This is a genomic window from Mesorhizobium sp. M7A.F.Ca.AU.002.02.1.1, from assembly GCF_003998535.1.
Lineage (GTDB): Bacteria > Pseudomonadota > Alphaproteobacteria > Rhizobiales > Rhizobiaceae > Mesorhizobium > Mesorhizobium ciceri.
Map to the genome: position 1 here is coordinate 1 of NZ_RZPB01000122.1, position 11,543 is coordinate 11,543.

Genomic DNA, 11,543 nt, shown 5'->3' on the forward strand with positions numbered 1-11,543 from the left:
GTCACCGGGCCGGTCACCAACGGCATGCCGGCGATATAATCGCCGAGCAGGACGATCACGTCCGGCTGCAGGGCATTCGCGTCTTCGACAAGTGAGGCGATCCGCTCCGGCGTCATCCATGGCCGGCAGGCATGGATATCGGCAAGCGCGACGATGCGCAGCTTCAGGCCATCAGGCCAATGCGGCGGCGTTAGCGCATAGCGTTTCACATGCGTCAGCAGCATCGGCTCTATGCCGGCCGCATAGGCGCTGAGCGCGGCAACCGACAGAATCGACCCGCCGATGAAGCGCAGGAACCCGCGTCTGGTGATCATTGCGTGGCTCCGGCAAACCATCGGAGCGAGATTGCCCCGGGATGGCACCGCCACCAGAGCCGACGAATGCGCCGGCAAACCGGCGAAGCCGAGGATATTTTGCGCAGGCCGCTCACAGATCCTTTGTCGGCCCGGAACCTGCGCCTGATCGGCCTGAGCGCTATTCTTCCTGGAACAGGTTGATCTGCTGTTGCGCCAGATCCTTCGGCGCGTCGAGGCCGAGATGCCGCCAGGCATTGGCCGTCAGCATGCGGCCGCGCGGCGTGCGCTGGATGAAACCCTGCTGGATCAGATAAGGCTCGATGATGTCCTCGATGGCATCGCGCGGTTCGGACAGGCCTGCGGCGATCGTCTCGATGCCGACCGGCCCGCCGCCGAAATTGCGCGCGATCATGCTGAGGTACCGGCGGTCGAGCGAGTCGAGGCCGAGCGCATCGACTTCCAGCCGGGTCAACGCTTCGTCGGCGATCTTGCGGTCGACATGGCCATCGCCGGCCACCGAGGCGAAATCGCGCACACGGCGCAACAACCGGCCGGCGATGCGTGGCGTGCCCCGCGCGCGCCGCGCGATCTCCAGCGCGCCGTCGTTGCCGAGCGGCATTTGCAGGATACGCGCGCCACGCCGCACGATCTGCTCCAGCTCCTCGACCGTGTAGAAATTGAGCCGTACCGGAATGCCGAAACGGTCGCGCAGCGGATTGGTCAGCAGGCCAAGCCGCGTGGTGGCGGCGACGAGCGTGAAGCGGGCGAGGTCGATCTTGACCGAGCGCGCCGCCGGGCCTTCCCCGATGATCAGGTCGAGCTGAAAATCCTCCATCGCCGGATAAAGGATCTCCTCCACCGCCGGGCTCAGCCGATGGATCTCGTCGATGAACAGCACGTCGCCTTCCTCGAGATTGGTCAGCAGCGCGGCAAGATCGCCGGCCTTGGCGATGACCGGGCCGGAGGTCGAGCGGAAATTGACGCCGAGCTCGCGCGCCATGATCTGCGCCAGCGTCGTCTTGCCGAGACCAGGCGGCCCGACGAACAGCACGTGGTCGAGCGCCTCGCTGCGGCTCTTGGCAGCCTCGATGAACACTTTGAGATTGGCCCGCGCCGCCGCCTGGCCGACGAAATCGTCGAGCGTCTGCGGCCGCAAGGTCTGCTCGGCATCCTCGCCGCGTTTTTCCGGGGCAATCAAGCGGGGCGACAGGCTCATGCCGCCTTCCTTGCACACGGCAAGGGGCTGAACAAGCGGCGGCTCACCGCGCAAGTTCCTTCAGCCCGAAGCGAATCAGCTTCGGCGCATCGGCATCCTCGCCCGCCGTCTTCAGCGCCGCCGCCACCGCATTGGCGGCCGTGTCGCGCGAATAGCCGAGATTGACCAGCGCCGAGACCGCGTCGGTGATCGGCGCGGATGCCACGCCGTCGCCGAGCTCCTGTTTCAGGCCGATGGTGCCCGAAGCGGTTCCGGCATAGGCCGGCGCCTTGTTCTTCAGTTCGGTGACGATGCGCTCGGCCACCTTCTTGCCGACGCCGGGTGCGCGAGAAACCATGGCGATGTCGCGCAGCGCGATCGCATTGGCGAGGTCGGCCGGCGCCAGCGTCGACAGGATGGCCAGCGCCACCTTGGCGCCGACGCCGGGAACATTGTTCATCAGCAGCCGGAACCACTCGCGTTCCAGCACTGACTGGAAGCCGTAGAGCCGCAGCATGTCCTCGCGGACATAGGTCTCGATGAACAGCACCACCGCTTCGCCGGGCGAAGGCAGCGCCGCCAGCGTGCGCGCTGAACAATAGGCGACGTAGCCGACGCCATGGATATCGACGAGGCAATGATCCTCGTCGACCTCGTCCAGCGTGCCCTTGAGCTTGCCGATCATTGGACGCAATCCCCGTTAGGGATGAGTATCGGGCGTGATGAGCTCGACATCTGGAAAGTACTTTCTGAAACCTGCGGGATCGCGAGTAAGAATGGGATAGCCTCGGATGGCAGCGTGAGCCCCAATCAAGAAGTCGGGCATCACCTTCTCTCGAGGTCCGCCCAACCGCCGATAGACCGAGAACGCTCTCGACGCAGCAAAGGCCGCCTCGAACGGGAGACTTTCGCGCCGGAACTCGTCTTCAGGCAAGGCATCATCGACATCGTCTATCGCCTCATAGCGCATCGAAAACTCGGCGTAGATAATCTGATTGATGACCAGGCTGCCTTGCTCGAGGGCAGACACCATTTTGGACCACGACCACTTTGACCAGACGGGATCGCGAACGGCGATATCGACAAGCACGTTGGTGTCGACAAGCGTCGCCAAGATTAGCGATCCCGGGTCAAAGCCATGACGGCATCGGCATTCATTGTCTGATCGCCGCTGCCCTCAAGCCGATCGAGCGCAGCAAGAAAACGATCGAGTCTTTCGCGGTCGGCCAACCGCCCCTTGTCATGCTTCGGCGTGATCGTGATCTTGCCGCCCTCGATGCCGAAGATGACTTCGCTGTTGGCGCCAATCCCAAATGTCTCCCGCAGATCCCGTGGGATTGTCACTTGACCTTTGCTCGTCACACGCATGAAACACCCCTTTCTTACAAGTAAGGATTATTCCAACCCGGTGAACAAGTCAAGAACATCTCTATCCAGCGAGTGCCATCCGGTAGGCCACGCTTTGCCGGTGATGCGCGTGGCAGATGGCGATGGCGAGCGCGTCGGCGGCATGCTCGGTATCGAAAATGGCTTTCGGCAACAGCACCTTCACCATCATGTGGATCTGCTTCTTGTCGCCATGGCCGACGCCGATCACCGCTTTCTTGACTGCGTTAGGCGCATATTCGGCAACGACGAGGCCGGCACGCGCCGGCACCAGCATGGCGATGCCGCGTGCCTGACCGAGCTTCAGCGTTGCCACCGCGTCCTTGTTGACGAAGGTCTGTTCGACCGCCGCTTCGTGCGGCATGGCGGCATGCAGGACTTCGGCAAGCCTGTCATGCAGCTGGCACAGCCGCGTTGCCAGCGCGGCCTTATCGTCTGATTTCACAGTGCCGGAAGCAATGAAGCGCAGCGAATTGCCGAGGCTTTCGACGATGCCCCAGCCGGTGCGCCGAAGCCCGGGATCGATACCGATGATGCGAATCGCTTCCGCCATTTGCCGAGTTTACCTCCGGCGGACAGCGATGCCAGCGAAATGTGAACAAACCGGAAACAGAAGGCGGACCGCGGTCTAACCCCGAGCGAAAGCCGTGTTGAGCAGGCTGATCTGGTCGGAAACCGGGTTGGGGCGGCGAGCCATCGGTTGCATGTCGACCATGGCGCCGGAGCCATAGATCTCGTCGTCCATGCGGCGCACCAACGCTTGCAGGCGCAGCGAGCGGGTGACGAGGTCGAGGAAATCCTCGGGCAGTTCGGCCCAACCGGCGGCTTCGTCATGGGCGGAAGCGGTGTCGAGGCGCACCTTGGACTTTTCCGATGCCACCTGGTCACGGGTCATCTCGCCGGAATTGGCGGCGCGCTGCAAAAGCAGCCAGGAGGCAACCTGCATCAGCCTGGTGGTCAGCCGCATCGATTCGGCCGCGTAGAGCGTGGCGGCCAGCCGCGACAGCTTCTTCGCCTCGGCCCGGCCCTTGCCGTCGAGATATTCGGCGGCCTGTTCGACCAGACCCATGCCTTCCTGGTAAAGCGGCTTGAAGGATTGCGAGAAAACCCGGCGTTCCGCCAGCTTGACGGTTTTCGCACTGCCCTTCGAAGGCTCGTTCATTGATACGCCCCTGCACTTGCAACCGGCCGATTCGGCTCCCTGCCGATACACCCGGAACCCTATCTGACTGAAGCTTGAAAATGCGCTTCGTCACCGGTGAAGGCAAGCACATGTTTAACAGAAGGTTAACGGCACCCCTGTCGGGCGGCCCCGCTGGGGTGCGGACAAAAAAGAGAAATCGAGACAAAAAAAGAGCCGCGGATAAGGCGGCTCTCAGGAGTTTAACAGGGAGGCGTCAAACAAAGTGGCTCCAACCACTCGGTAAGAATCCAGATCACTGGATGGACATAGTAAACACCTGTAAAGCTTAATGAAGCCTTAACGGTGCGGATGTTTTTTGACCGAACGCCGCCATACTGTGCCGTAACAGCACAGCATCTCCTGCGTCAGGCTCGGTCAAGCGGTCTTCCAGACCGCCGGCAAGGCGATGAAGGCGAACAGCAGCATGGCTGCGTAGAAGCCCATCGAGGAGGCCGCCACCAGCGGTTCGATCGCGGCATTGCCGGCAAGCAGGAAATAGAGGCCGATCAGCAGGCCGATGCCGCTGACCGCCGTCAGCCAGAAATGAACTGTGGCGAGCGTCTTCTGCCCGATTGCCGGAAACAAATGGTAGAAGAAGGCGAAGACCGCCGACATCAGCCATCCGGCCACCATCGTGTGGGCGTGGGTCGGCATCTGGCCGTGATCCTGGCTGATCGCCATGTACAGGCCGAGCGCCATGCCGCACAGCGAATAGATGATGGCCAGCGTGAAGAAATTCCGTGCTATCCCTTGCATAATGGTCCCCCGAATTGCCTTTTCCCGCTTGCGGGAATGGGTTGATCGTCAGGCGATTGTTGTCGCCACCGGGCTCCCGGCATTGGCGCACTAATATCGGCAGCGTATCCAGACGATGTCGCGCCAACCCCCTCCCGACGATTCGTACATTAGCAGAAAATCAGATAATGCGTTCACAATCTGCGACCTCGCGCGTTGGCCGTAAGCTGAAACAGAGCCGGATTTTTCGCGACATCGTTCCGAAACAGGCGCCACGCTAAACGCCCGCTCCTCTGACGGCCGGCGCAAATCGGCGCCGCCGCAAACCTGACCGGACACTGCAGGAGCAACCCATGGACTGGTACTCGATCGTCAAATTCCTCCACGTCACTACCGCCATTCTGTGGGTCGACGGCGGCTTCGTACTGTTCCTGCTGGGCATGCTTGCCGAGCGCGCGGGCAACATCGAGGAAAAGCTGCAGGCAATGCGCGCCAGCGGTCAGCTGGGCGGCAGGTTCTTTGCGCCGATGTCGATGCTGACGCTGATCTTCGGCCTCATCATGTGCTGGTTCTGGGTCGGCTTCTCCGATTTGTGGGTACTCATCGGCCTGGCGGGATACGCCACGACCTTTTCGATCGGCATGTTCATCTTCAAGCCGACCGGGGAGCGCATGGGCGCAATGATCGCCAAAGAGGGCGTCACGCCAGAGGTTCTTGCCATCGGCCAGCGCATGATGAGCGCGGCACGTTTCGACTATGCGGTGATGCTGGTGATCATTGCGGACATGGTGCTCAAACCGACCGTGCATGACATCGGCATCCTTGCCGGCATGGTGCTGGTCGTTATGGTCGGCGCGACACTGGCTTTTGGCGGCAACCGTCGTCTGGTGCCAAGCGCCGCCTGACCCCTAATGACGGGGCGGCTGCGCGGCGGCCTTTCTACATCAGGCCGACAATGCCATCCCACAGCAGCTTCAGCGCCACGACCGCGACGGTTGCGTAGGTAAAGGGATAGAAGGTTTCCGGCCGCATGCGGCGCACCAGCCACGCTCCGGCGATGGTCGACAGCGGCGCCAGCGGCATCAGCACCGCCGATGCCGTCAGATTGGCGGTGTCGAACTGGCCGAGCGCGAAATAGGGCACCAGCTTCAGCGCGTTGGTGGCGGCAAAGAAGATCGCTGCGGTGCCCGACAGAACTTTCGGATCGAGACGGATCGGCAAGGCATAGACCTGGAAGGGCGGACCGCCGACATGGGCAACGAAGCTGGTGAAGCCGGCGACCGTGCCCCACACGGCGGCGGCCGCGCGGTTGGGCGCGGCCGCGTGATCGGCGCCGTGGCGGAACTGCAGATAGAGCCAGCGCAGGACGAAGATGATGGCGACGGCGCCAACGATCAGCCGCACCGCCTCTTCGGTCACCAGTGCCGCCGTAAGCCAGCCAAGGCCGATGCCGATGACGGCGCCCGGCATCATGTCGACCAGCATCTTGCGGTCGTAAACGCCCCACCACGTCCACACCGAGACGATGTCCATCAGGCACAGGATCGGCAGCAGGATGGCCGCCGCCTGCACCGGCGGCATGGTCAGCGCCATCAGCGGCACGCCGACGAAACCGACGGCACCGCCAAAGCCGCCCTTCGACAGGCCGACCAGAATGACCGCCGGAATGGCGGCCGCATAGAACCACGGATCGAGAAGCAGGCCTGACATGGGAGGGGACTGGTCCGGAGGGAAAGCGTGTCGACGCTTGAATAGCCCAGAATGTCGGGCGGAGCGACAGCAAATATGAGCGTGGCGGCTGCACATGCGGGCCGACGCAGGCCTGTGCCTACCGACGCGCCGAGACCAGCAGGAACATCGGCCGCTCGAGCTCTTCCGCCAGTTCGGGTTTGGCCGCGATCTGCTCTGATGTCGGACGGAACTCCTCGACATGCGCGATGGTGAAGCCGGCCTGCAGGAGAGCGTTGAGCGTGGTGCCGATCGTGCGGTGATGTTTCACGACGCCCTTGGCCAGCCAGTCCGTGCTGCGCGGTCCTTCCACCAGATACTGGTCGACAGGCCACGTCTTTCGGCCTTCGCTATCGATCACCCAGCCGGGTTTGGTCGGCGCCATGAAGATCGGATGTTCCGTCGAAAAGACGAAATGCCCGCCAGGCGCCAGGGCCCGATGCACGGTCCCGAACAGACGCGACACATCCTCGACATAGTGCAAGGCGAGCGAACTGTAGACGAGATCGAAGCTGGCTTCCGGCAGGCTGAGCCGATCGAGATCGGCCGTCTCATAGCTTATCCCTGCATCCGGGCCGGCGGCCCTTGCTCGGGCAAGCATCTTCTCCGACAGGTCCAGGCCAAGCACCTGCGCCGCCCCATGCTCGCGTGCCCAGCGGCAGAACCAGCCGAAGCCGCAGCCGAGATCGACGACCCTCAAGCCGCCGACATCGGGCAGCATCGCGCGCATTGCCGGCCACTCGGCGGCACCCTCCAGCCCTTCGACCGAACGGCCGAGTTGGCTGTAGCCTGCGAAGAAATCCTCACGGTCGTATATGTTCTGCGCCATGACAGTCTCGGTCTCATTTGGTCGGCACACTAACCAAGCGGCCACCGGCTTTCCACCCGGCTCGATCAGGAGGCATGCAAGACCTTTGCCCTATCCCGAGAAGCAGCCGCGTCGAGCGGTGGCGGCCGCCGCCGGATCGGCTGCGCCTTGATGATGGCGGTGCTTGTCTCCGCCTTGTCGGCGATACGGTCGAGAATCCCGTCGAGATCGCCGATCGAGCGTACGAACAGCCGGGCGACGAAGCAGTCATCGCCCGTTACCTTGTCGCATTCGCCGAATTCGGGGATGTCCTCGATCAGCTTCTGAACGATGTGCAGCTTGCCCGGCAGAGGCCGGATGCGCACGATCGCCTGCAAGGTATAGCCGAGCGCGAGCGGATCGATCTCGACGGTGAACGCCCGGATGACGCCGCGCTCCTCGAGTCGTCGCAGCCGCTCCGAAACGCTTGGCGACGACAGCCCGACCTGGGCGGCCAGCTCCTTCAGCGAGGTCCGCGCATCCTTGATCAGGATTTCAAGGAGATTTCGGTCGAGATCGTCCAGCATCTTTTTCCTTTTCCCGACAGCTTGGAGCTTTCTCCTAATATAATTAGGCCAATAGGCCATACACCCTTTCCAATCTGATGGAAAGCTTCGCGACCGCATGAGATTATGGCGGCTCAACCGATAAGGAGGTTTGTTGTGAACGAGACAGTACGCGGCACGGTCGAAATGTCCGCCGCAATGGCCATCCTGGGAACGATCGGATGGTTCGTCGTCCTGTCCGGCCAGCCGATCATGGATGTGGTGTTTTGGCGTTGCGCTTTCGGCGCGCTGACGCTGCTCATCATCTGCGCCGGGCTGGGGTTGCTGCGCAACAGGCTGTCGCTGCGCATCATCGGCATCGCCGCGCTCGGCGGCGTCGCCATCGTCGTCAACTGGCTTTTGCTGTTCAGCGCTTTCTCGCGCGCGTCGATCTCGATCGCCACCGCCGTCTACAACACGCAGCCCTTCATGCTGGTCGGCTTCGGCGCGCTCTTCTTCGCCGAGCGGCTGAGCCTGACCAAGCTGACCTGGCTGACCATCGCCTTCGCCGGCATGGTGCTGATCGTGCAGTCGGCTCCCGATGCCGGCCCCAATGCCGGCATGGCCGGCACGGATTATTTCACCGGCATCGTCATGGCATTGGGCGCGGCCTTCTTCTGGGCCGTCGCCGCCATCGTCACCAAGAAGCTCAAGGGCACGCCACCGCATCTGATTGCGCTGATACAGGTCTGCGTCGGCGTCGTCATGCTGGCGCCGTTCGCCAATCTATCCCGGCTTCCAGCCGATGCCTGGAGCTGGACCATGCTGGCGACGCTCGGCATCGTCCACACCGGCCTGATGTACATACTGATGTACGGCGCCATCCAGAAGCTGCCGACGCATCTGCAGGGATCGCTGTCGTTCATCTATCCCGTCGTCGCCATCCTGGTCGACGTCGTCGCCTTCGGCCATCGGCTGCATCTGAGCCAGGTCGTCGGCGCCACCGCCATCCTGATCGCCGCCGCCGGCATGAATCTCGGCTGGACGCTGTGGAAGGGCAAACCGCCCGTCGCGAGCCCGCACCCGATCAAGTGAAGCGGCCCGCCGGCTGCCCGGCGGATCAAACATCGCGATCCCGACTGCCCGCCTGTTCAAGGCGGGCACTTTGCTCTATGCCGCAATCCAACCATCTTCGCCCGGCATAGGCGAAACGCGGGACCCGAAGAACCATGAATGAAGCAACGCCCCCCAATCGCTGTCGCATCGTGCTGATCGCGCCGCCCGGCGTGCCGGCGGCCCGTATTGTCACGGCATTCGATGGTGGCGATGTCGCTTCGCTGATCCTGCCCGAGAACGGCATGGATGAAGCCTCGTTCCAGGCTTTCGCCGAACGGATCGTGCCGGCAGCGCAAGCCGCCGGCGTTGCTGTCATCATCGCCGGCGACACCCGCATAGCCGGCCGCGTCCAGGCCGACGGCATCCATGTCGAAGTCTCCAAGGCCGAACTCGCCGAGACAATCGAGCATTCCCAGGCAAAGATGATGGTCGGCACCGGAGGCGCCAAGACGCGTGACGACGCGCTCGAGCTTGGCGAGACGCGGCCAGACTACATTTTCTTCGGCCGCTTCGGCTACGACAACAAGCCCGAACCGCACCCGCGCAACCTGTCGCTCGGCGCATGGTGGGCGGACATGATCCAGATCCCTTGCATCGTCATGGCCGGATCCGACATCGCCTCGGTCGAAGCCGTGGGCGCCACCGGCGCTGAATTCGTGGCGCTGTCGAGCGCCGTGTTCGCCGACGGCACCGACCCCAGGACAGCGGTCGCCACCGCCAACGCGCTGCTCGACGAGACTGCGCCGCGTTTCGAGGACTGAAATGTCATCGGCGACGCTTCCCCTCCAGGCTCTGCTTGCGGTGCTGATGGTCCAGGCGGCGGCCGCGGAGACCATCCCCTTGCCGCAGCCCAAGCCGGAAATCGGCGTCCACACCGATAAGCCGATCGACAAGCCGTTGCCGCAGCCCGCCACCACGGCCGAGCCTGCGCCGCTGCCGTCGGCCGACGCCGTCAATCCCGACCGCTTCGGCGCAAAACCCGCCGACGCGGCCTATGGCGCCTTCCAGCGCGGCCTCTACAAGACAGCTTACAATCTGGCATTGGTCCGGGCGCAAAACGGCGACCCGGCGGCGCAGACCCTGGTGGCCGAGATCCTGTCGCGAGGTCTCGGTGTACCGGTCAATTCGGCGCAGGCGGCGAAATGGTACGCCTTGGCCGCCGAACAGGGTGTGCCGGAATCGCAGTTCCAGTATGCGCTGATGCTGCTCGACGGCCGCTATGTCAAAAAGGATGGAAAAGAGGCCTACGCCCTGATGCAGGCCGCAGCCGAAGCCGGCAACCGGCTGGCGCAATTCAATTTCGCGCAGATGCTGGTCCAGCAGGACCCCGGCGACGCCGGTATGGCCAAGGCGGTCTCCTACTATGAACGCGCCGCTGCGACCGGCCTCGCGGACGCGCAATATGCAATGTCGCAGATCTACGCCAACGGTGTCGGCGGCAAGCCACGCGACGATGCCCAGGCAAGGCGCCTGCTGGCGCAGGCCGCAAGGCAGAACTACGACACCGCGCAAATCGATCTCGCCGCCTGGATGATCGAAGGCCGCGGCGGTGCGCGCGACCTGAAATCCGCCTTCGGCTGGATGAAGCAGGCGGCGGAGGGCGGCAATGTTGCCGCCCAGAACCGCCTGGCCAAGCTCTATATGCAAGGCATCGGCACCGATCCGGACCTGGTCCTTGCCGGTGCCTGGTACATCATTGCCCGCCGCGCCGGCCTCATCGATCCGCAGATGGACGACTTCCTGCAGGGGCTGGACGACGACCAGACCAAGCAGGCGCTGCAGAAGGCCAACCGGCTGCCTTGACGGCGGCCCGCGCGGTCATTGCGAGTGTCGCCTCGGCTGCCCTCGCCTGGCACCAACCTGCCCGCTCCCTTGCCTCTTCTGGCGATTTGTGGTCTTGGGAGCCCGAAATCGCTTTCCCAGCGAATATCCCTTACCGACGGCGTGGCCGTAGGCATCATTCCGGATCATCTCATCATGGCCAAGATCAATGGCAACGAAATCCGTCCCGGCTATGTCATCGAGCATGATGGCGGCCTTTGGGTGGCGGTCAGGACCAACACCGTCAAGCCTGGCAAGGGCGGCGCCTACAATCAGGTCGAACTGAAGAACCTCATCAACGGCACCAAGCTCAACGAGCGCTTCCGCTCGGCCGAGACGGTCGAACAGATCCGGCTCGACCTGAAGGATTTTTCCTTCCTCTACGCGCAGGAAGACGCCCTGGTGTTCATGGACACCCAGAGCTACGAGCAGCTCGAATTGAACAAGGACTTCGTCGGCGATCGCGCCGCCTTCCTGCAGGACGGCATGATGGTAACGGTCCAACTCTACGAAGAGCGGCCGATCGGCATTTCGCTGCCCGACTATGTGACGCTGACCATCACCGAGGCCGACCCGGTGGTGAAGGGCCAGACGGCGGCATCGTCCTACAAGCCGGCGATCCTGGAGAACGGCATCCGCGTCCTGGTGCCGCCCTTCATCGGCGCCGGCGAACGCATCATCGTCGACACCAACGAAATCACTTACGTGCGCCGCGCCGACTGACGCATGTCCCCCAACAGTGGCCCGGTTC

At 63.3% G+C, this 11,543-nt stretch carries 15 protein-coding genes and 1 pseudogene; 5 read left to right on the top strand and 11 right to left on the bottom strand.

Translation table 11 applies throughout. The features are described from left to right. The 8 genes and pseudogenes from EN879_RS10505 to EN879_RS10540 form a co-directional block, all read right to left on the bottom strand. Positions 1-314, bottom strand: a pseudogene (locus tag EN879_RS10505) (metallophosphoesterase); the annotation flags it as partial. A 160-nt stretch (positions 315-474) separates the two neighbouring features. Further along, complete coding sequence (gene ruvB / locus EN879_RS10510) at positions 475-1,512, bottom strand: Holliday junction branch migration DNA helicase RuvB (RefSeq protein WP_063170357.1); 1,038 nt, start codon at positions 1,510-1,512, stop codon at positions 475-477. A 43-nt stretch (positions 1,513-1,555) separates the two neighbouring features. Further along, positions 1,556-2,176 (bottom strand): Holliday junction branch migration protein RuvA, encoded by a 621-nt coding sequence (ruvA, locus tag EN879_RS10515; RefSeq protein ID WP_013529140.1) that lies wholly within the window; start codon positions 2,174-2,176, stop codon positions 1,556-1,558. 15 nt (positions 2,177-2,191) lie between these two features. Continuing rightward, on the bottom strand, positions 2,192-2,605 hold the full coding sequence (locus tag EN879_RS10520; RefSeq protein WP_013529139.1) for a type II toxin-antitoxin system VapC family toxin: 414 nt from the start codon (positions 2,603-2,605) through the stop codon (positions 2,192-2,194). Positions 2,606-2,607: 2 nt separating this feature from the next. Then, complete coding sequence (locus EN879_RS10525) at positions 2,608-2,859, bottom strand: AbrB/MazE/SpoVT family DNA-binding domain-containing protein (RefSeq protein WP_013529138.1); 252 nt, start codon at positions 2,857-2,859, stop codon at positions 2,608-2,610. Positions 2,860-2,920: 61 nt separating this feature from the next. Then, a complete protein-coding gene (gene ruvC, locus EN879_RS10530; protein WP_063169200.1) occupies positions 2,921-3,430 on the bottom strand; it encodes a crossover junction endodeoxyribonuclease RuvC in 510 nt (169 codons plus the stop codon). Positions 3,431-3,505: 75 nt separating this feature from the next. Next, the gene (locus tag EN879_RS10535; RefSeq protein ID WP_013529136.1) at positions 3,506-4,039 is read right to left on the bottom strand and encodes a DUF1465 family protein; all 534 of its coding nucleotides are present in this window, start codon (positions 4,037-4,039) and stop codon (positions 3,506-3,508) included. 396 nt (positions 4,040-4,435) lie between these two features. Further along, positions 4,436-4,816, bottom strand: coding sequence for a hypothetical protein (locus EN879_RS10540; RefSeq protein ID WP_013529135.1), 381 nt, complete (start codon positions 4,814-4,816; stop codon positions 4,436-4,438). Positions 4,817-5,148: 332 nt separating this feature from the next. Here EN879_RS10540 and EN879_RS10545 point away from each other — a divergent pair, with 332 nt between their 5' ends. After that, positions 5,149-5,700, top strand: coding sequence for a hypothetical protein (locus tag EN879_RS10545; protein WP_063169201.1), 552 nt, complete (start codon positions 5,149-5,151; stop codon positions 5,698-5,700). Positions 5,701-5,734: 34 nt separating this feature from the next. Here EN879_RS10545 and EN879_RS10550 read toward each other — a convergent pair whose 3' ends face one another. From EN879_RS10550 to EN879_RS10560, 3 genes are all read right to left on the bottom strand, one after another. Then, on the bottom strand, positions 5,735-6,505 hold the full coding sequence (locus EN879_RS10550; RefSeq protein WP_127274046.1) for a sulfite exporter TauE/SafE family protein: 771 nt from the start codon (positions 6,503-6,505) through the stop codon (positions 5,735-5,737). Between the two features lie 118 nt (positions 6,506-6,623). Continuing rightward, the gene (locus EN879_RS10555) at positions 6,624-7,352 is read right to left on the bottom strand and encodes a class I SAM-dependent methyltransferase (RefSeq protein ID WP_024502917.1); all 729 of its coding nucleotides are present in this window, start codon (positions 7,350-7,352) and stop codon (positions 6,624-6,626) included. A gap of 65 nt (positions 7,353-7,417) precedes the next feature. After that, complete coding sequence (locus EN879_RS10560; protein ID WP_063169202.1) at positions 7,418-7,897, bottom strand: Lrp/AsnC family transcriptional regulator; 480 nt, start codon at positions 7,895-7,897, stop codon at positions 7,418-7,420. Between the two features lie 135 nt (positions 7,898-8,032). On the opposite strand from EN879_RS10560, the gene EN879_RS10565 reads away from it, so the two are divergent. From EN879_RS10565 to efp, 4 genes are all read left to right on the top strand, one after another. Continuing rightward, on the top strand, positions 8,033-8,950 hold the full coding sequence (locus EN879_RS10565) for a DMT family transporter (protein ID WP_027162529.1): 918 nt from the start codon (positions 8,033-8,035) through the stop codon (positions 8,948-8,950). A 134-nt stretch (positions 8,951-9,084) separates the two neighbouring features. Then, on the top strand, positions 9,085-9,732 hold the full coding sequence (locus EN879_RS10570) for a thiamine phosphate synthase (RefSeq protein ID WP_063169203.1): 648 nt from the start codon (positions 9,085-9,087) through the stop codon (positions 9,730-9,732). Between the two features lies 1 nt (position 9,733). Continuing rightward, entirely contained in the window at positions 9,734-10,774 is a 1,041-nt protein-coding gene (locus EN879_RS10575; protein WP_013529128.1) for a tetratricopeptide repeat protein, read from the top strand. Positions 10,775-10,948: 174 nt separating this feature from the next. After that, complete coding sequence (gene efp, locus EN879_RS10580) at positions 10,949-11,515, top strand: elongation factor P (RefSeq protein ID WP_013529127.1); 567 nt, start codon at positions 10,949-10,951, stop codon at positions 11,513-11,515. The last annotated feature ends 28 nt before the right edge of the window (positions 11,516-11,543 follow it).